General features: G+C 42.2%; 15 protein-coding genes and 1 riboswitch. Of the genes, 10 read left to right on the top strand and 5 right to left on the bottom strand.

The genetic code is table 11. The features are described 5' to 3' along the window. Positions 1-11: 11 nt before the first annotated feature. The 7 genes from IP510_RS08780 (at position 12) to IP510_RS08750 (ending at position 10951) form a co-directional block, all read left to right on the top strand. Entirely contained in the window at positions 12-1406 is a 1395-nt protein-coding gene (locus tag IP510_RS08780; RefSeq protein WP_194364403.1) for a lysine N(6)-hydroxylase/L-ornithine N(5)-oxygenase family protein, read from the top strand. A 77-nt stretch (positions 1407-1483) separates the two neighbouring features. Beyond that, entirely contained in the window at positions 1484-2086 is a 603-nt protein-coding gene (locus IP510_RS08775) for a GNAT family N-acetyltransferase (RefSeq protein WP_194364402.1), read from the top strand. Beyond that, the gene (locus IP510_RS08770) at positions 2086-3570 is read left to right on the top strand and encodes an MFS transporter (protein WP_194364401.1); all 1485 of its coding nucleotides are present in this window, start codon (positions 2086-2088) and stop codon (positions 3568-3570) included. The genes IP510_RS08775 and IP510_RS08770 overlap by 1 nt, the downstream gene beginning before the upstream one ends. Positions 3571-3690: 120 nt before the next feature. Further along, the gene (locus IP510_RS08765) at positions 3691-5595 is read left to right on the top strand and encodes an IucA/IucC family protein (RefSeq protein ID WP_194364400.1); all 1905 of its coding nucleotides are present in this window, start codon (positions 3691-3693) and stop codon (positions 5593-5595) included. A 4-nt stretch (positions 5596-5599) separates the two neighbouring features. Next, the gene (locus IP510_RS08760) at positions 5600-7672 is read left to right on the top strand and encodes an IucA/IucC family protein (RefSeq protein WP_194364399.1); all 2073 of its coding nucleotides are present in this window, start codon (positions 5600-5602) and stop codon (positions 7670-7672) included. Between the two features lie 28 nt (positions 7673-7700). Further along, positions 7701-8357: an RraA family protein gene (locus tag IP510_RS08755; protein WP_194364398.1), complete on the top strand. Its 657-nt coding sequence runs from the start codon at positions 7701-7703 to the stop codon at positions 8355-8357. A 185-nt stretch (positions 8358-8542) separates the two neighbouring features. Beyond that, positions 8543-10951 (top strand): TonB-dependent receptor, encoded by a 2409-nt coding sequence (locus tag IP510_RS08750; RefSeq protein WP_194364397.1) that lies wholly within the window; start codon positions 8543-8545, stop codon positions 10949-10951. 163 nt (positions 10952-11114) lie between these two features. Here the strand turns inward: IP510_RS08750 and eutC are convergent, their stop codons facing one another. From eutC to eat, 3 genes are all read right to left on the bottom strand, one after another. Continuing rightward, positions 11115-12059, bottom strand: a complete 945-nt coding sequence (gene eutC, locus IP510_RS08745; protein WP_194364396.1) for an ethanolamine ammonia-lyase subunit EutC — start codon at positions 12057-12059, stop codon at positions 11115-11117. Between the two features lie 43 nt (positions 12060-12102). After that, positions 12103-13497, bottom strand: coding sequence for an ethanolamine ammonia-lyase subunit EutB (locus IP510_RS08740; protein ID WP_194364395.1), 1395 nt, complete (start codon positions 13495-13497; stop codon positions 12103-12105). Positions 13498-13683: 186 nt separating this feature from the next. Then, positions 13684-15126, bottom strand: a complete 1443-nt coding sequence (gene eat / locus IP510_RS08735) for an ethanolamine permease (protein WP_194364394.1) — start codon at positions 15124-15126, stop codon at positions 13684-13686. Positions 15127-16139: 1013 nt separating this feature from the next. After that, positions 16140-16305, top strand: a riboswitch (FMN riboswitch). Between the two features lie 114 nt (positions 16306-16419). On the opposite strand from eat, the gene IP510_RS08730 reads away from it, so the two are divergent. Then, a complete protein-coding gene (locus IP510_RS08730; RefSeq protein ID WP_194364393.1) occupies positions 16420-17349 on the top strand; it encodes a DMT family transporter in 930 nt (309 codons plus the stop codon). Between the two features lie 76 nt (positions 17350-17425). Here IP510_RS08730 and IP510_RS08725 read toward each other — a convergent pair whose 3' ends face one another. Then, the gene (locus IP510_RS08725) at positions 17426-17794 is read right to left on the bottom strand and encodes an HPP family protein (RefSeq protein ID WP_194364392.1); all 369 of its coding nucleotides are present in this window, start codon (positions 17792-17794) and stop codon (positions 17426-17428) included. A gap of 636 nt (positions 17795-18430) precedes the next feature. Between IP510_RS08725 and IP510_RS08720 the strand changes: the two genes are divergently transcribed. Further along, a complete protein-coding gene (locus tag IP510_RS08720; RefSeq protein WP_068408622.1) occupies positions 18431-18811 on the top strand; it encodes a hypothetical protein in 381 nt (126 codons plus the stop codon). A 190-nt stretch (positions 18812-19001) separates the two neighbouring features. Here the strand turns inward: IP510_RS08720 and IP510_RS08715 are convergent, their stop codons facing one another. Next, positions 19002-19532: an SMI1/KNR4 family protein gene (locus IP510_RS08715; protein WP_194364391.1), complete on the bottom strand. Its 531-nt coding sequence runs from the start codon at positions 19530-19532 to the stop codon at positions 19002-19004. Positions 19533-19795: 263 nt separating this feature from the next. On the opposite strand from IP510_RS08715, the gene IP510_RS08710 reads away from it, so the two are divergent. Further along, positions 19796-20515, top strand: a complete 720-nt coding sequence (locus IP510_RS08710) for a tetratricopeptide repeat protein (protein WP_194364390.1) — start codon at positions 19796-19798, stop codon at positions 20513-20515. Positions 20516-20539 lie beyond the last annotated feature (24 nt).

Raw genomic sequence — 20539 nt, 5'->3', positions numbered from 1 at the left:
AAGGGGCGACCGTGTTAGATATTATTGGTATTGGCGTAGGGCCGTTTAATTTAAGTTTGGCGGCATTACTGACAAAGACCGACGTAACCGCAAAGTTTTTTGAGAAAAAGGCTGAGTTTAATTGGCATAAAGGCATGATATTGCCGAGCACCACACTGCAAGTGCCTTTTATGGCAGACTTGGTGACACTGATAGACCCAACCAGTCCGTATTCTTTTTTGAATTATTTGCATACCCAGCAGCGATTGCTTAAGTTTTACTTTTTAGAAGAGTTTAAAATTTATCGTAAAGAGTATAACCACTATTGCCAATGGGTAGCTGAGCAGCTGGATAGTCTGAATTTTGATGCGGCAGTGATAGACGTGGCGTTTGATGACAGTAATGATGGATTTGTAGTGACCGTCTGTGAGCATGGCATGCAAAACACCTATCATGCTAAAAATTTAGTTATAGGAACAGGAACACAGGCCACGCTACCACCATCGTTGCAAGACATTGCTAAACAAGCGCCTAACCGCTGTATGCATACCGCCCATTTTGCAGATAATTTTGACTTGGATAGCCTCAATCCTAGTAGCCTTGATCTGAATAGCACCAAGACAGACAACAAACTGACCAAAATATTGGTGTTGGGATCTGGGCAGTCCTCAGCAGAGGTGTATCGAACGCTGTTTGATCAGCAGTTTGATGGCGATGATAGTACTAATGACGATCCTAAGTTTCAGTTAGATTGGATGACGCGCTCGGCAGGATTTTTCCCCATGGAGTATTCCCCATTAGGTTTGGAGCATTTTAGCCCGGCTTATACAGACTACTTTTATGAGTTAGACTCAGCAACCAAACCCCAAGTCACTGCCAAGCAAGACCTGCTCTATAAAGGCATGGGCTTTGAGACCATACGCGATATTTATCATCGTCTCTATGAGCGCAGTATTACCAATCAAGATTTGTATTCGACGTTGCTGTCTAACTGTGAAGTGGTTGAGTCAACACTGACAACAATGCTAGAAGTGCCAGAGCCGACAGACACCATAAAACTGGTAGGTAGACAGCGTGAACAGAATCAAGATTTCACTGCTGAGTATGACTGTGTGATTGCTGGTACAGGCTATCGTTACGGTCTGCCTGAGTGCTTAAATACGCTACTGCCTAGCATTGCGCATGATGCGTTTGAGCAGCCAGTCATTGATAGAGACTATGCACTGAAATATGTGCTGACGCATCAAAAAGACATCGCGACCGATGGCAAGATTTTTGTACAAAACCAAGAGGTCCATACTCATGGCGTTGGGGCACCAGACTTGGGGCTGGGTGCTTATCGAGCAGGGTGTATCGTCAATCAGTTAACAAGTGAGCAGACTTACGATACCGATGCCTTAAAAGTATTTCAAAATTTTGGCGCGTAGTTTTTATAAGCATCGTATTTCATAAAAACCATATTAATCAAATAACAATATAACTCTATAACAATCAGGAGCAAGTCATGCCGACCATCACCCAAAACCTACCCGATACGTTTAGCATTGAAGCTTATCAAAAGACGTTTGCGTTGAGACCTGTCAAATACCCAGATGATATGCCATTGCTGTATAAATGGATGCATGCTGAGCATGTGGTTGATCAGTGGCAGCTACATCTCCCAATGCCGCAACTAAAAACACACTTTGAAAAAATGCTGGCCGATGACCATCAGCGTCTCTACCTTATCATTTGTGATGATAAGCCGATTGGTTATACAGAGATTTATGAGACGGCTCGCGACCGATTATCTCATTATTATAAAGCCAAAGAGACAGACATGGGCTGGCATATTTTGCTTGGCGATCCAGCGGTAGTTGGCAAAGGCTATCTAAAGCCAACAGGTATGATGATCAGCAAGTTTATATTTGAGCATACTGAGGCCAAAAAAATCGTGGGTGAGCCCGATAGCAAGGTTGAGGTGTATCAATGGCTAGCAGATAGCTTTGCCTATAGAGTACAACGCCTGATTGAGATGCCAGAAAAGACCGCCGCTTTGTATTTTTGCAATCGCGATGAGTTTTTGGAATCTAGAGGGTATCTCAATTTTTATGGTGCCACTGCTTAATGAGCAAAGCACCTATAAATAAGGCATCTACCAATGAGTCGCCTATAAACGAAGCCTCGAATAGTAATGGTAATGGCTTTACCGACAAACAGGTACAGCAGGTGTTACTGACACTACTGCTCGGCGGTACGGTGGTCAGCTTTAGTAATAGCGCGCTCAATCCAGCGATTCCTGTCTTTATGTCGGTGTTTGATGTCGATATCGTGATGGGCGGCTGGGTGCTAAATGCTTATGTATTGGCCATGAGTGTGGGGCTGATGCTGAGTGGCTACTTAAACAAAAAGCTTCCTTTTAAGCATGTTTATTTGGCGGCAATTTTTGGATTTATGCTGGGCTCAGTCATTGGGATGCTGGCGTCTAGTATGAGCTTTGTCATCATTGCCAGAGCCATACAAGGACTGAGTGGCGGTCTGATTATCCCGCTGTCTATTGGTATGCTATATCAGATTTATCCGCAGCAGCAGCACGGCAGAGTAATGGCGCTATGGGGCATTGTTATTATGATGTCGTTGGCGTTTGGCCCTTTGGTAGGTGCTTACTTGGTTGAGCAGTTTGCGTGGTGGACACTGTTTGCCATTACCTTGCCACTTAGTATGGTGGTCATGGCGATGGTGTGGTGGTTAATACCTGATATGCGCTCACATGATGAAAAAAGCCCTTTCGATACCATCGGGTTTATCAGCTTACTCACTTGGCTGCTTGCGATGATGGTTTGGCTGAGCACGCTGAAGATAGACTTTACTGGTGGATTGTTCAGTAGTGACGGATTATTAAAGATAGCCACGTTGGGTTTATTGTCTGTCGGATTTTTACTGTCCGCGATGGTTTGGTGGGCCTATGAGCGGCGTCAGCGTCATCCGTTATTAAACGTGCGCTTGTTCAATAATAAGACCTATTTGCACAGTAATATCATTAGCATTAGCCAAACAGTCGGTTTGATGCTGTGTCTCTTATTATTACCCGTATTGATACAAGACGTGATGGGCGAAAGTGCTTTATGGACAGGTGTTGTCCTGATGGTCGCGACGCTCGTGGCCAGTATCACCACACATTACGCTGGCAAGATGGTAGATAAGCAAGGTGCTAGAGGAATTGGCATCGTAGGAATTGCGATTAGTGCGCTATCTACCTTGATACTGGCATGGTGCTTGTATCAGCCCACGCTTTGGCTATTAATGCTCATTATGAGTATACGAGGCGTCGGAGTGGGTCTAGCATACCTACCAACCACTACCGTTGGGTTTAGCAGCTTACCCAAAGACTCAGTCACTGAAGGAGCCGCCCTTAATAACATCAGTCGCCGCATCATCTCTACCATATTTATCACGCTTTCCACCCTTTATATAGGCAGTCGAAGTGCGCAGTTATTAGCAGCAGGTAGTAGTGACGGCATGGCAAGCGCCATCCAAGAAATACTGGTAGTCATCGCAGTGATCTTATTATTCACGATTCCTTCAGCGTGCAAATTACCACGATCCCCATAAACAAATACCCCGTATCGGGGTTTACTTTAACTTATTAACGTAAATAATTATCATTCGCTTTAAATGCGTCTAAATTCATACTTTTATTTGATTCAATTTTCAGACAGGAAGCTTATATCTATGTCCAATAATCTAGCAAACTCTACCAAAAACAATAATAGTCATCATAGTACTGACGTTACTTATGCAACTAAACCGTGGCAAGCGCCTGTCGATTATAAAATCATGGCACGCGCTGAGCAACGAGTGATTAAGCAATTGCTACAAGCATTGTTGTATGAAAATATCATTGAGTTTGAATCTGAAAGTGCGAACACTGCTCACGACAGTGCTGATAATGAGGCGCTGCTGAATTTTATTATCAAAGTAGGTGATGATGTCTGTTATACCGCGCAAGGTTATATTCATTACAGTTTTGACATCATCCGTTTAAATGACTTGAATGTACAGCGAGTGGTTAATGGTGTTGCCCAAGACGCCATTCTTGAGCATGTAATCAGTGATATCTTGCTCAACATTGAAGGTGCAGAACTCAAAGACAGCTTTATCAAAGAGCTGCGTCATACCTTAGTGAACGAAACACAATCTCAGATACTGGCTTCTAACATACCTGTGCCTATTGATAAGCTCACTTATGAGCAACTCGAAGGCTATTTGACGGCAGGGCATCCTTATCATCCGTGCTTTAAATCTCGTATTGGTTTTGATTTGCAAGACAACTATGACTATGGCCCAGAGTTTGATCAAAACATCGACGTCGTGTGGTTGGCGGTCAAAAAACAGCTACTGGTGAGCAATACCACTACCGGCATCGATATAAATGAATGGGTGAAAGATTATGTGGGTACTAGTGAATTTGATGCACTTAATGCCAAACTCACAGAAGTACTTACAAGCACAAATGAGACGGCTAATAATTATTGCCTAATACCTGCACACCCTTGGCAATGGCAAAATACCTTAATTCAAGCATTACAACCACTGATTGCCACGCAAGAAGTTATCTACTTAGGTAGTGCGGGTCATCAGTACCGCGCTCAGCAGTCTATTCGCTCATTGACGATGCTTAGTGATACTGACGCCAGTAATAACAAAGCATACCTAAAGCTAAGTATGCATCTGATTAACACCTCAAGCACGCGGATATTAGCAAAGCATACCGTGATGAATGCCGCTGTTGTTACTACTTGGTTAAATCAATTGATTGCAGATGACCAGACAGCTCAAGTATTACCCATTGCATTTTTGGGTGAGACCGTTGGTGTCAGTTTAGACCATGAGGCGTTACGCACACGCGGCTACCAGCATCCAAATATGTATGGCGGGCTGGCTGCGATTTGGCGAGAAAACGTTAGTCAGTATCTATCAAAAAGTCAAACAGCATTTCCGCTCAATGGTGTCAGTTATGTCAATGCTGATGGCTCGCATCTGATAGCATCTTGGCTTGATAAATATGGTGTAGAGACATGGATTGCGCAGTTAATTAAGGTCACTGTCACCCCTTTACTACATATTCTATTTGGTTATGGTGTGGCATTAGAGTGCCATGCGCAAAACATCATCTTGGTACATGAAGATGGTTATCCTGTAAAAGTCTTATTAAAAGATTTGCATGACGGGGTTCGCTATTCACCTGAGCACTTAACCCAACAACACTTGCGTCCAGACTTTTATAGCTTGCCACCTGCACATGCAGCCTTAAATAGAGGCTCGTTCATCGAGACCGAAGATACAGATGGCATTCGGGATATGACGGTTGCTTGCTTATTCTTTGTGGCGTTGTCAGATATTGCGATTTTTATGCAGACGCATTATCACTATGCTGAAGTGGCGTTTTGGCAACAGGTCGCTGACTGCGTGACCGACTATCAAACCTCTCATCCAGAGCATCAAGTACGGTTCGACTTGTTTGATGTATTCGCTGAACAAACGCGCATTGAGTCATTGGCTAAGCGCCGATTATTCGGAGATAAAGCATTCCCGATTAAATACATCAATAACCCATTGTTTAAAAGTCAGGGGTAAGACGATGCATACATTATTTCCTGTACAAAATTCTGCGAAAAACAGCCACCTTGATGCAAACCCTGAGCTAGATGTCGAGGCTGTTCAATGGTCGCTGATTAACCATTTGGTAGAGTGTTTCTTATTAGAGCAGTGGGTGGATGAGCACCTTATTCAAGTGACAACCATCCATGAGTATTTGGCAAATCATAAAACGTCACAAGCTCAAGACGCGCATCAATTTTTAGCGTCGCTACTTTTAGCGTCACTGCCACAGCAGTATCAAGACTTCTTTGACCAAGATAACTCATTGATGGTGATGCAGGTTAGTCAAAATAGACAGTTGTTACTACTGGTAGAGCCTGCTTACGCTTCACCGTGGCGATTATCTAAATCTTGTCTGCCTGTCATACATAACCTTAATAGCAAGCGTCATGTAGATAGCGCTTTGCTAGAGCCAGTAGGCTCACCACAGCAGTTGTTAGATATGTTTTTATCAATGATGGATAGTGCTACGTTGTCTGATGTCGGTGTCTTAAAGTTAAAAGAAAGCTTAAAGGCTTCCTTTATAGCGCAGCAACAGTCAGCAGCGGCAAATATCACAACTACAGTGTGTCAGCACCCGCATTGGCATCAAACCTTGATTGCGGCGGAGCAGTGGGCCTCACTGATGGATCGTCCGTTTCATCCATTGGCAAAGGGCAAGTTGGGTTTTACTGCACAAGAATATAAACGCTATATGGCAGAGTTTAACCAGCCCATTACGCTGGTATGGGTCGCCATTGCCAAAAGCCATGTCATGGTGGCAGAGCATGTTCAAGACACAACAACGCAAAATCCAGCGAAATATCTTTTGGATACTACGCAGCAGCAGAGTTTGATGCGAGAGCTAGATGACAAAGGCATAGCGGAGACGCACATTGCGATGCCCGTACACCCTTGGCAAATGACTCATGTGATTGATGACATGTATGCTGAGGATCTTACCAATGGCACAGTTGTCGCCCTCAAGTTTGATACGCTCATCACTTATGCCAGCTCATCCATGCGCAGTATGTTAATTGATGCTGATACACCAAATAGCATTAAGCTGCCTATAGGTGTGTATGCACTGAACTCAAAGCGTTACTTGCCAGCCCTCAAGCTGATCAATGGTGAAAAAAACCAAGCCATATTGATGCAGGCAAGAACGTTAGACCCTGAGCTATCAGCACAGCTACGGTTATGGGATGAACGTCTGTGGTGGGGTTATATGTTGCCCTCTCATTTGCATGATAAAAGCGCTATCAATCCTTATTTTTATCAAGAAAAACCCACGCATTTAGGCGCGATGCTACGTCAACTGCCAGCAGATCTTTGTGACGATACGATTCAACTGTTACCCATGGCAAGCTTGGGCATGTTGGTCTATAAGCAAGGTGTCAGCCATCACATTTTTGACGGGATTGCTCAGGAGGGCATTCATAGTACTAGCCAAAACAGCTTTCAAGAAGGCTCGCCAAAGAATAAGAAACTCGCTGTCATAGCGTGCTTTAAAAGTCTTTGCGATATGTTTTTGGGGACGATGCTTCGCTGCTTACGCCTAGGGTTTGCGCCCGAGATGCACGGGCAAAATATTGTTATCGTATTAAAAGACAATCGTTTTACCAGTCTGTTATTACGTGATCATGATTCCGTACGTATCTATCCACCATGGCTGGCACGCCATAAAATAGCAGATCCTGAATATCTGAGCCCACCAGGTTTTAAAAATCGTCTATATCGAGAGACGCCGAAAGCGCTGATATTTTATCTACAGTCGCTAGGGTTACTGGTTAATCTTCGGGCGATTATCGAGTCATTGGTTGAGCACTATCATATCAATGAAGAGACTCTGTGGCACGAGGCAATGACTAGTATCGAGGAATCCTTAGTGACTATCGATTTTGATGATGATCAGCGTCAGATACTCCGTGATGGGTTATTAAACAGTTCACATTACCCGCATAAAACATTGCTATTGCCTGTGATTGGGCGTGGTTCTGATCCTCATGGCAGCATGCCAGCTGGAGAAAGTAAAACGATCAACCCATTCAAGCGTGTCAAGAATAGTGGTTAAAATTATGAAATACCATAATGAGAACATAATGAATGATATTGATATTCGCGAACTTATAGACAGTTATAAAGAGATAGGTACTTCTACCATTGGTCATCTGACTGGGAAAGGGTATTTACCAGATATAAAACCGCTTAATCCTTGCACAAATACTATAGTCGGCCGAGTGTTGACGGTGCAACTAATCTCGGACAATACAGATGTAATCAACCAAGCATTGATTCAAGCAACGCCTAACGATGTGTTATGTATTGATGCTCAGGTATTAGGCATCAAGGCATGTTGGGGGGCATTACGCACTTGCGCAGCTATCTATGAGAAGCTATCCGCCGTCATTGTCATTGGACAGGCAACGGACTCGGTACAAATTCAGCAGCTGGGCTTCTCTGTATTTGCACAAGGTATCAGTGCTGTGACCACATTTAAAAGCGATCACATACAAGGCACGCTAGCATCCGATATTGCCTATCGCTTTGGTGAGCAGACCACGACGATTCGTTCAGGTGATATCGCTATGATGGATAATGATGGCGTATTCATATTGTCTGTTGATGTAGCGCAGAAGTTATTACCAGATTGCCAAAAAAAGCACAAAGCAGATGAGATAAAGTTTCAGATGTTTTTTGAGGCCTATACTCATAACGCATTAGATGAAATGTTTAATAGCTCGTCAAATACACGATAGACAGTTAAACTTACGATTGTCACAGAGCATTACTTACTAGCAATATATAAATATATATAGAAATAGAAATGATTATCATTTAGAATGTGCTTCACAAAGTTAGTACACACAGTATCATTAGCTAAATATGACTCATACCACTGTCTATCTATCCAACTAAGTGAAATAACATAAGTGAAATAATCATGAAAAGCCATCATCAAGTTGCTCTATCTGTTCTCACCCTTTGTATTAGCCAGCAACTGTATGCTCAAACCAATGTCAATGAAGCGGATGCCCTATTAGATGTGCAGGCTTCGACAGAACTGACGTCAAACTCAGCAGCAAACTCGTCGTCAGATGAGACACCTAATGTGACTTTAGACACTATCAATGTCACGGCTAAAGCCAGAACGGGTACGGCGCTGGCTCAGAAGATTAGTGAGATGCCAGCCGTCACGCAAGTAATTACTGAAAGCGAGATTCAGATGCAGGCGACGGGCAACCGTACCACTGGTGACATCTTGGCACAGCTGATTCCGAGCTTGGGTACCAGTAGTGGTTCGACCAGTAACTACGGCACCACCATGCATGGCCGTCCAGTACAGTTTTTGCTAAATGGTGTGCCATTAAGCGGTTCACGCAGTCTTTCACGTGAGCTTAACAGTATTGATACGTCACAGCTTGAGCGGGTAGAGGTGCTTTCGGGTGCCACTAGTATCTATGGTGCTGGCGCGTCAGGTGGTCTAATTAACCTTGTGACTAAATCTCTGGTGGGTTATGGCCCTATTAGACAAACCAGAGTGGGCGTTAGTAGTAGCCGCGACTTTGACTCAGATTCATTTGGCTATAATGTAGGGCAAACCTTAGGATATGGCGGCGAGCGAGCTTATGGACGCTTAGATGTTGATTATGAGACCAAAGGTGGCAAGTTTGATAGCAAAGGTGACCGAGTTAGCCCAGATGTCAACCAAACGGATCAACAAGATACCGAATCACTAAGTGTGAATGGTAGCTTAGGTATAGAGCTAACGGATACCCAACGTCTTGATCTCGCAGCGACTTATTATAAAGATAAGCAAGACACTGACTACGGCCCAGATTATGGTGATAATTTACAGGTCTTGTTAAAACCTAAGGATGCACCACCGTCTTTGAAAGCCATCGATGGTGCCAACGTAGAAAACCAGCCTTATACCGAAAAAAGCTCCGTGAATTTAAATTATAGTGATGATGACTTCGTGGGTTCAGGGTCTAGCTTAAGTGTAACGGGCTATTATAGAGATGAAAAAGGCCGTTTTTACCCTTCTGGTAAAGATTTCCCTGAACAAGCGGGCGAAGTCTGGGTGGCTAATGGCCTTACCGATGAGAGTACGCTAAAAAAATTACTAGGCGGTGCAGTCGTCGTCACTCAATCAGAAGCTGACATCGAAGTAATGGGTTTGCGAGCAGCCATGCAAACTGAAACTGAAATCGCAGGCAAGAACACACTGTTTAGTTATGGTGTGGATGTCGAACGCGAAAACAGTGAGCAGACCTATTATGGTCAAGACTTAAATATATTTCTTGCTAGTAATGGCTTGACCGCCCAAACCAATGGGCTTACTTATAATGGTGGGCCAGATACCACCATCGATAAATGGGGTGCTTTTGTCAATGCAGATGTTGACTTGACCGATAAGTGGCATACCAGTGCTGGTGTGCGTTATCAAAAGCTAAAATCTGAGACTGATACCTTTACGCCCATTTATGAACAACTGCTTGAAGAGTACTTCAATAACCCTGCTATCAGTAACATAAGCGATGCTTATGGCATTGACTATCAAGCAGGCGACGTAGAAAAAGGCAACACAGACCATGACAAAGTACTTTTCAATCTTGGTACCAGCTATCAGATAACACCGAAAGATCAATTGTTTGCCAATTTTTCACAAGGTCTTGACACTGCAGATATACAGCGAGCACTGCGTGATGTGCGTGCCGGTTTCGTGGTTAATTCAGACAATGTTCAACCGATTGCAACCAATAACTACGAGTTTGGTTGGCAGGGCAAACACGGTGATACAGCAGCACGTTTGAGCGGTTTTTATAACGAATCAGATAAAGTAGTGCGCTTTACAGACAGCTATACTGTCGAGGTTGTAGATACTGATGAGCGTGTTTATGGCGTAGAAGGTTCACTTACTCATGACCTTAGCGATCAGTGGCAAGTAGGTGGTAGTGTGGCATATACCCGTGGTCAATATGACTATAATGGTGATTGGCTGGAGCTGGATGCTGTACGCCTAACACCACTAAAAGGCACCGCATTTGCTCAGTATAACTTTGATGAAGGCAGCAATATACGTCTGCAAGCATTGGCCGTTGGCGGTGATGACAGAGCCTCTAAAGATCAACAAAAAGACCCTGATTCTAGTGCATTGCCAGTTACGGGTTATATGACACTTGATGTGTTGGGACAAGTAGAGATGCCAGTAGGCCGAGTAGGTTATGGGGTTTATAACTTGCTCAATAAAGACTATTTAACAGTTTATCATCAGACCACGTATGGTGATCTGAACCGTTTACCTGCAGCAGGCACGACTTATGGCCTAAGCTATACCGTTGACTATTAAATCAACAGATAATTGAGTTCGAGTAATTTCGATATAAGTCAATCGAGTGCAGCTATACAGTAGTATGGTTAACGAGGATGGCGATGTAGCGGATTTATGTAGATATGACTATAGAAGAAACCTTTTAGGCTGTTAGTTAGCCTAAAAGGTTTTTTTTGCTTCATCACAGTAGCTTGATCGCTGTTTGACCCTGATCTAATACCGGTAGTTCCTGCTCATCTTTTAGCTCAACCCCAGATAGCTTAAGCTCATAAGACTTCTCCATTAATGCTAAGAGACGACTTGCCGCCACTCTGGTTGGCAGGCCAGCACTGCGCACATTAGAGATGCAGTTTCTCATAGCATCATGACTCGAAGATTGAGCGTCCCAAGTATAGTAAATACCTAAGCTATCAGGAGAGCTCAAACCTGGTCGCTCTCCAATCAGCATGACCAGCATTTTGGCATGAAGACGCTCTGCTACCTCATCACCTAAAGCGACACGGCTACCTGTCGCAATGACTAAGGGTGCGATAGTCCAACTTTTCTCCTTAAAAAGCGAGATGAGCTCTGCCACCAGTTTGGAAGCATTCTCGGCTATTGCTCTCGCTGATAAGCCATCTCCCATAACAATAGCAACATCGTAAGACTTGTCCTGACCAAATGTCTCCAATTGCTTAGCAGATTCGATACTAAGCAGTCTTCCCCAATCTGGCCGTTTAAGATATTCAGATTTATCTTGTGCTTGGCTCGTGACTCTCAATACGGTCAAGCTATCACTCATCTGATCGTCTTGGCTATTTATATGATCTAACCCATCTGTAACCAGTTTTAAATCTATCTCGACTATAGAGGAGCGGCAATGTTCAGACAGCTTCACAATTAAAGAATCAACATCCAAATCCTGCAATACAGCATCTTTTGCCTCAGCGTGGTCAAGCTGAAACTTCAGCAAAAGCTTAGTAGGGACGCTACAACCTACACGTCCTAAAGCAATTCTAGAGTCTGTGTATTGTTTTAACTTCTCCCAAGGGTCTAAATGCACTAAATCACTAGCACTGTTTGTATTCGATTTGACAGGATCTTTGACAGTCAATGATGTCTTATTTTGTGAGTAATCAATGGACATAGCATTTCTCTTTATAGTGTATCGACGTTTTCTATACTCTCGCTTAAGTAAGCTTACTACCCATTATCCCCGACAGTAAGGCTGATGGTTTATCTGACCAATTAATGCTATTGCCAGATTGAGTATAGATATCGTTATTACTCAGCCAAAGCGCAAATTCAGGGGCAGGGGAGAGACCAAGAAGTTGTCTAATATATAGAGCGTCATGAAATGAAGTCGTCTGATAGTTGAGCATGACATCATCTGAGCCCGGAATGCCCATGATGAAGTTAATGCCAGCATTGGCAAGCAACGTCAGTAACGTATCCATATCATCCTGATCGGCATCAGCGTGATTGGTATAACAAATATCACACCCCATGGGTACGCCAAGCAGCTTGCCACAAAAATGATCTTCTAATCCTGCTCGAATGATTTGTTTACCATCGAAGAGATACTCAGGCCCGATGAAACCAACCACGGTATTAACCAACAAAGGGTTAAACTCTCTAGCCACCGCATAAGCTCTGGCCTCAAGCGTCTGCTGATCAGCGCCAAAGTTAGCATTACTGGATAACGCACTACCTTGACCTGTCTCAAAATACATGACGTTTTGACCGACGCTGCCACGATTAAGACTCGTGGCAGCGTCATAGCCTTCTCTTAACATCGCTAAGTTTATGCCATAGCTGGTATTCGCTTTTTCACTACCTGTGATGGACTGGAAAACCAAATCGACAGGTACATTTTTATTGATTAACTGTATAGCGGACGTGATATGGGTTAAAACGCAAGATTGAGTAGGGATTTGATATTCGGAGATTACATGGTCTAGTAGTTTCAATAGTTCAGACAAGTTCTGAATGTTATCGGTAGCAGGGTTAATCCCAATGACCGCATCCCCATTGCCATACATCAATCCATCAATGATGCTTGCAGAAATACCCAATAGATCGTCGGTTGGATGATTGGGCTGTAATCGTGTAGATAGAGATCCTTCTAGACCGATGGTATTACGAAATTTAGTGACGACGCGACATTTTTTAGCTACCAAGATAAGATCTTGTACCCGCATTATTTTACTGACGGCTGCGACCATCTCAGGTGTAAAGGCATATTTTAATTCGAATATGGTCTCTGTGGTCGCTGACTCTCCCAACAGCCAGTCTCTTAAGTCTCCAACAGTAAAGCCAGCTATTTTAGAGAACGCTTGAGGGTCATGCTGTGCCACGATGAGGCGAGTGACTTCATCCGTCTCATAGGGTATTAAAAAGTCCTCTAAAAAATCAGTTAATAAGCAGTCTGCTAACGCCATTTGCGCTGCTACGCGCTCAGTTGCATCGCTGGCTGCTACTCCAGCCAGCTCATCACCCGAACGCCTCGGTGATGCTTTTGCAAGTAAGGTTTTTAAGTCTTTAAATTGGTAGCTTCGCTGTCCTACGGTATGTTTATATGCCATGTTAACCACCTTTATTGCGTAATCACATTGATTAGTTCTAATATGTGAGTTGCCAACGAAACTATGTATTATGTATTTCAAATTATCATGACCTTAAGTTTCAACCAAGTTAAAACTTAAAGTCATGTGAGAAGTTTCTGATGAGTTTATATAACATTATAATCAGTGACTTTATAATTAGTGCTTTTAACTCAATTCATCCGCTGCCGCTTCTATTTGCGCGAACTCTTCTTCTGGTGTACCACTGACTAAATGGTGCCGACTAAATATCACAAAATATAGAATAAGTACGACATAAATACCAGCTGCCATAAACCATACTTTAGGATCTACCATTAACCCTGCTATGACAGCAAGTAATGCCAATACTAAAGCCACACCTGAAGTAAAAATCCCACCAGGTGTTTTATAAGGGCGAGCAAGGTCAGGCCGAGATAGACGTAATTTGATGTGAGATGCCATCATGAGAACATATGACACAGTTGCACCAAACACAGCCATAAGGATAAGCAAATCACCTTCACCGGTAAGCGATAACAGAAAGCCTATAACTCCAGGAACAATAAGAGCCAAGTAAGGCGCTTTATTATTGTTGGTTAATGACAGTTTTTTAGGTAGATATCCTGCACGAGACAAGGCGAAGATCTGTCTAGAGTAGGCATAAATGATGGAGAAAAAGCTTGCAATTAAACCCGCCAAGCCAACAAAATTTACAAAACTTGCTAACCAAGAATTACTACCGTACACAGAAGCCAAAGCGTCTACTAAGGGTGCACCTGAGTCCTTCAATGCATCAGCACCAGCTGCTCCTGGTCCTAAAAATAGGATCAGAATGGCGAATGTTGCGAGTATCAACATCGAGCCAATCAGTCCACGTGGCAATGATTTAGCAGGGTCTTTGGCCTCTTCAGCAGCTAAGGGTACGCCTTCAACGGCTAAAAAGAACCAAATGGCATAGGGCACAGCCGCCCAAATTCCGACATAACCGTAGGGTAAGAAGGTGCTGGCACCGGCTTGATTGCCAACTGCGATATCAAAAAGATTTTTACTGTCGAAATGAGGAATCATGGCTACTATAAACACACCCAATGCGATACAAGCAATGGCTGTGATAATAAACATAATTTTTAAAGCTTCGCCAGCACCTTTCAAGTGAATCGCTATAAAGACAATATAACAAGCCAGATATACCATCCACCCACCAATGCCAAATAAAGACTCACAGTAAGCGCCGATGAATACAGCAATCGCAGCTGGTGCAATCGCATACTCGATTAAAATGGCTGTACCCGTTAAATAACCACCCAGAGGGCCAAAGGCGGTTCGTGCAAAGCTATAACCGCCACCTGCGGTAGGTAACATCGTCGCCATTTCTGACATAGATAAGCACATACAAAGGTACATGATAGCGACCACGATGGTGGCAACAAACATCCCGCCCCAACCACCCTGAGCAAGCCCAAAGTTCCAACCTGCAAAATCTCCAGAAATAACGTAGGCAACACCAAGGCCTATTAATAATACCCAGCCGACTGCACCTTGTTTGAGTTGTCTTTTAGCAAAATAATCTTTTTCAGCCTGAGTATTTCCTGCTACGCCATTTATCTGGCCATTAGCGTTTGTAGACATATCGTTCTCCGAAGCTCAGCCAATGAATAGTAAATTGGTAGGCTATTATCAAAATATATTAAGTGCTTTATAAGTAAAGACAACATACCCTTTTCGGTTAAAGCGTGACCAACATCGTCATACTTTCAGCAAAGGCAAATTCTGTGCCATACGAAAAACGGTCTTTTCCAATAAATCAGGTAGGAAAAGCACTATTTTGATACAACTATTTGCGTCATTTCGGTGCTGCAATATGAAAAACGCATATTTTTAGAGCACGTACTTTGAATGCAGAAACGTTTTATATTCATGTGGAGGGATAGCTCATATCAACCACTATCACCGGTACCTCAAACTCAAAATAAAAGAGGGGGTGATGGGCTTAAAGAATAATATATTAGCCGTTGAAAATGCCTTATCATCGATTGGACTGGAGTTAACAAAATATTCGCTATCGATGTAGGAAATTCATTCACTATTGATGAAGTTGTCGTATTTTTCGCGGAGGTAGACGGCACTGTTTTCAGTGTTGAAACTAGTATTGGAATTGGGGTATCGCATGGACTGCTCCCTGTCATGTAACAAAGGTATCTAGAACTACCTAAAATCAATCTTCCTGATCACGTTGTTATTTCATGCTACTGATATTTTCTTTCAAGTTAAAGCTATTTTTTACGTGATGCATTTCAACTATCTATTACTAAAAGTTATCTGTTGAAAGTAGTAAAATACGAAGAGGTAGAAGCCTGATAAAAATATATCGCACACGGATTTACTTTGTACATTTGATGCTCAAGTAAGCTGCACAAAACAAGGCCTATGAAAGACATGTAGAGAGGTTAGTGGCCACTTGATATAAGTGAATCAGCCTTCAATATAGGCGGGGCGGTTCAACACCGTCCCTAGAGCCTTTGTCGTTAGCATAAAGGTATGGCAAGCCGTCAGATTTTGTGCCCTCAATAAGCTTAAAATGCCTGTTAATTATTGCCTAAGGAAGCGGATGGGTTTAGAATTAGACGCGTAAATTTACATTAATCGAACTTCGGGGCGGGGCGAAATTCCCCACCGGCGGTATTTTTTCTTGGGTGACATCATCCAGTTAAACAGCCCGCGAGCGCCTTTTTCCTCATGAACAAGGGTCAGCAGATCTGGTGAGATGCCAGAGCCGACGCTTACAGTCCGGATGATAGAAGGATCGAACAAGATTTTGATGCGCCTAGCAATAGGGGCTTCATCTGTGCTTTTTTAAGCGCAGAGATTGGTACTATTTGTTCTCATCACCCCTGTACATCTTATTGATTGGAGAAAATCAAGATGGCAGGAACATTTTTTATCATGATCGCGTGTTTTACGTGGGCATTGGATACCTTAATCCGCTACCCGTTGTTAGGCGCCGGTTATTCAACCTTGCAAATCGTTCTTATCGAACACCTGACGCTAGTATTATTTGTCAGTCCTATGTTGTGGCGTTACCGCCATGTTTATCGTCATATGTCGATCAGCGGATTTTTCAGCTTGTTTTTTATCGGCGGCATTGGCTCGGCTGTAGGTACCTTGGCTTTTACCGAGGCTTTCCATTACTTGAATCCTACTGTCGTGATCTTGCTGCAAAAACTTCAGCCTATCGTTGCTATTTTACTGGCCTATTGGTTACTCAAAGAGCGTATTGAAGGGCGATTTCTACAATGGGCAGCAATAATTTTGCTGGGCAGCTTTGTGATGATGTGGCCAGATTTACGTACGTTGGGCAATGCTCAATGGCACTATTCGAGCGATACGATAAGTCTGTTCAAAGGCTACGGTTACACGCTGATTGCAGTGATTGCATGGGGCACTGCCACTGTGTGCGGTAAGTATCTATCCCATCAGAATATACCGGCAAATGCCATTATGTCGGGTCGATTTGTTGCTGGGCTGTTAGTTCTGTTGCCCATGGCCTTAGTGCAGTCAGATGGATTGTCGCTGATGACGCCGGTGGATCTGAGCCTTGTCGTCGTCATGGCCTTGCTAAGTGGCTTTATTGGTATGTGGTTTTATTACCAAGGTCTGAAAACCATCCCCGCGCAACTGGCTACCTTGGCCGAATTGTCTTTTCCTGTCTTTGCAGCTGTAATCAACTGGGTATTCCTCGACATGGGGCTGACAGGCTATCAAATCATTGGTGGCCTGATGCTTATACTGGGCAATATCGGCCTACGCATGAAACAAATGAGAATGAATGAGCTAAGCCCTGTTCTGCAATAAAATCGCAATAGATGAACCATATACAGCGTAAAAGTCTAATCAGCCCAGTTTTTTACGCTCTATCAATGTGAGATCATCACCACCAATACGTTGGATACTGTCTGTCTTTACCGACATTATTATAAATGAGCGCCACGATTACTAAAATGATAGCGCCAAGCAAAGTCGGTGTGATTAAAAAACTCCACTTTACTGCGCCCAGCATGACAATCAAAGGGTTGGAGCAAGCAGGTGGGTGCGGCATTCTAAATAACAACATCAACGCAATAGCAGTGTCTACAGCCGTTGCCAGACTCCACCAGTGAATACCGAATAACGCCATAAACGCTAATCCTGTGAAAGTAGCAATCACATGCCCGCCTATGACATTCCTTGGCTGAGCAAAAGGGCTGGCAGGATAGGCAAACATCAGTAAACAACTTGCGCCAAATGATCCTAGAATCATAATAATTTCTACTGAGTTTCCTAATTCAGATGTTTATAACTCAATTAAAAGCGTGCTTCGATAATGTTGATATTAAGGATGCAGCAGATAAGACATTATCGTTGCCGCGCAGACCGGTCAGGAGTCATTAACGTTAGATACTGAGTTTTTATATAGTATTGATTAGGTATTGTCCGCTATCATTATGCGTACCTAAAGTTAGGTTCACGAGTTAAAAGAGGTAATTGCGTAGTAAAAACAATGCCCTATAGTGCAGAGGAAAACAAATGGTTCATGAACCTTAATGTGTAACATATCCTGAGTACAACAGTTCTCATTTAAACTGTTGGTAGTCTTAACTGAGACACCTATAAGCTTTAGTATTAGATATATATATATATATATCAATTTCAATAAATTCAATTGTTTAGAAAACAACCCGTAACTATTTTAGGATTTTTAGTACAAGCTATTAGTTAGCTTTGTAATAAAGATCACATAGTTCTATGATGCGTAACGTAATAGATAAGACAGTTCAGCAGTTTGTTATAAGTAGTTCCATTATATCAGTCTGTTTTAAGTAGTCTATTAATAGGTTTAAGGGCTAAAATAGATGGTTCCGCTAGGGTATACCTTAAAATTCAAGGAGATGAATTTATGCAGTCAGTAAGTTATACAGATATTAGACATAGTGTACTTGATAGTTTTTACTCAAACTTAGTTTCTAAGCCAGAAACAGATCTAACTTATGATAAGGCGCTAGACTACGTTACTTACAGTTTTGAAGTTGGATTTTCAGACGTGGAAATGTTTGTTATAGATTTTGTGGTTTATGTGCTTTGTAGTGATTTCAAAGTGTCCGAAGAGCTCTCACTAATTCTTGAAAGAAAATTATTAACTATTATTAAATCTAAAGATTTTGATTGTTTGATATTTCAAATTAAGCAAGGAGAGGATGATAGAACAGATCTTCTTGCGGATATGTGTATAAAGGGTCTAATATCTCAAGAAAAAATGAATAGTTTGCTTGAAAAATAAAGAATTTTGGTTTGTGCCAAGTACCTATTATCATTGACCTGTGGGCTGAAAGCTTTATTTAATTTACTTGCTAAAAACTAACGTAGCTATAGCTATCTGACTCTAGTTCGAAGCCTGTATAGCGCACCGATCATGGATTAGTAGAAATGAATGCGACCATCAAAAATCGACCTTTATACACACTACTAAACTATATTTGAGGATTGTTCTTAGCATGCTGTAATCTCGCATAAAACTCTGGATCAGTATCCGCTAAGCTGTTTTCATACTCTTCTTCAGAAGTTAAGGACTCAATAAAACAATCAAAACTATCAGCTATTCTAATGAGGGTATCAATATCATCAGCGTAAGAGGACTCATGATCATAAAAGTACACTCCACCATAATGTTTGGGTAGCAAGTAAATACAAAAATAATTTCCAAATGTGTCATCAGAAAATGCAAGTAACCCTGTCTTTCTTATGCTGTTATCATCACCAAAGTTCGATTCTAATCTACAGTATTCAGGACCGTCATGTATACCTAGCATACTGTGTATTCTCGTTTCGCCTTCAGCATCTGATATACTGCAAACAGTATTAATAGGCTCTGCGCCATTAAAATCAAGGAGGTATTTGCGATAATCCTCTGGTAAACGATACTGTATTATTTGTTCAAAATCTTCTAATGTCTTGATGCTAAGCTCTCCATAAGGGTTAGCTTTTTGATACTTTATTTCCATGAATTGATGCCTTGATTTAAGTTGACCTTCCACATCTTACATTATCAAAATCTTAAGAAATAGGAAACACAATCAATATCAGGTGTATCTCTGTTATTTTCCTCGAAATATCAGCCATATGTACACTCACAAGTACACTGGAATTATTTCAATAACTCAAACTGTTGATACCATCATCCTACAGCTAAACATTCTAGTATTCACTAGAGTGCATAATTAGTTTTACGATCATAAGATATAGTCTGACCTAACCGAGATACCTCATGAAGATAGAGCATTTAGTATACAAAGGGATTTACAAATTAACCCTACTTATTTTTATGGCAAGTACATCTATGTCTATTTTGGCATACAGCTCTATAACTACTAAAACGTCAGTCGAACGGGAAAATATAGAAGCTCAAAATAATCTCGGTTCATTATATGAGTATGGTCAAGGTGTCCCGCAAAGCTATAATGAGGCTTTCAAGTTATATCAGGGAGCTGCTGAAAAAGGGTTAGCCTCTGCTCAATATAACCTAGCTGAGCTTTATTATGATGGTTTAGGCGTCAATCAAGATTATACAAAGGCGCTAAATTGGTATCAGAGGGCGGCTGATCAGGGAGTGGTAGAAGCACAATTTATAGTTGGACTAATGTATCACCATGGACGAGGTGTAGCGCAAGATTATAATAAAGCCCTTGAGTGGTATCTAAGAGCCAGCGATCAAGAGTATTCTAGAGCACAAAATAATATTGGAGATATGTATGAGAATGGGGTGGGAGTTGGCCAAAATTATGAAAAAGCATTCGAGTGGTACTTCAAATCAGCAAACCAGAAACAAGACAATTCTTTATCTCAGAATAGCTTAGGTATTATGTATGAAGAGGGTAGAGGCGTTCGAAGAGATTTATCTAAAGCAAAAGAGTGGTTTAATAAAGCTTGTAGTGATGGTATCGAGTCTAGTTGCGCTGACTATGATCGCTTAACAAAGTCTAATTGAGCCTAAATATTTGAAACTGACAAA

The organism is Psychrobacter sp. NG254 (assembly GCF_015277735.1).
GTDB lineage: Bacteria > Pseudomonadota > Gammaproteobacteria > Pseudomonadales > Moraxellaceae > Psychrobacter.
The sequence above is the reverse complement of the archived record's forward strand: the minus strand, read 5'-3'. Positions and strand labels throughout refer to the sequence as shown.

Coding starts and splice junctions, on each gene's coding strand:
- IP510_RS08775 (WP_194364402.1), top strand. CDS start 1,484: ATGCCGACCATCACCCAAAACCTACCCGATACGTTTAGCATTGAAGCT.
- IP510_RS08770 (WP_194364401.1), top strand. CDS start 2,086: ATGAGCAAAGCACCTATAAATAAGGCATCTACCAATGAGTCGCCTATA.
- IP510_RS08765 (WP_194364400.1), top strand. CDS start 3,691: ATGTCCAATAATCTAGCAAACTCTACCAAAAACAATAATAGTCATCAT.
- IP510_RS08760 (WP_194364399.1), top strand. CDS start 5,600: ATGCATACATTATTTCCTGTACAAAATTCTGCGAAAAACAGCCACCTT.
- IP510_RS08755 (WP_194364398.1), top strand. CDS start 7,701: ATGAATGATATTGATATTCGCGAACTTATAGACAGTTATAAAGAGATA.
- IP510_RS08750 (WP_194364397.1), top strand. CDS start 8,543: ATGAAAAGCCATCATCAAGTTGCTCTATCTGTTCTCACCCTTTGTATT.
- eutC (WP_194364396.1), bottom strand. CDS start 12,059: ATGTCCATTGATTACTCACAAAATAAGACATCATTGACTGTCAAAGAT.
- IP510_RS08740 (WP_194364395.1), bottom strand. CDS start 13,497: ATGGCATATAAACATACCGTAGGACAGCGAAGCTACCAATTTAAAGAC.
- eat (WP_194364394.1), bottom strand. CDS start 15,126: ATGTCTACAAACGCTAATGGCCAGATAAATGGCGTAGCAGGAAATACT.
- IP510_RS08730 (WP_194364393.1), top strand. CDS start 16,420: ATGGCAGGAACATTTTTTATCATGATCGCGTGTTTTACGTGGGCATTG.
- IP510_RS08725 (WP_194364392.1), bottom strand. CDS start 17,794: ATGATTCTAGGATCATTTGGCGCAAGTTGTTTACTGATGTTTGCCTAT.
- IP510_RS08720 (WP_068408622.1), top strand. CDS start 18,431: ATGCAGTCAGTAAGTTATACAGATATTAGACATAGTGTACTTGATAGT.
- IP510_RS08715 (WP_194364391.1), bottom strand. CDS start 19,532: ATGGAAATAAAGTATCAAAAAGCTAACCCTTATGGAGAGCTTAGCATC.
- IP510_RS08710 (WP_194364390.1), top strand. CDS start 19,796: ATGAAGATAGAGCATTTAGTATACAAAGGGATTTACAAATTAACCCTA.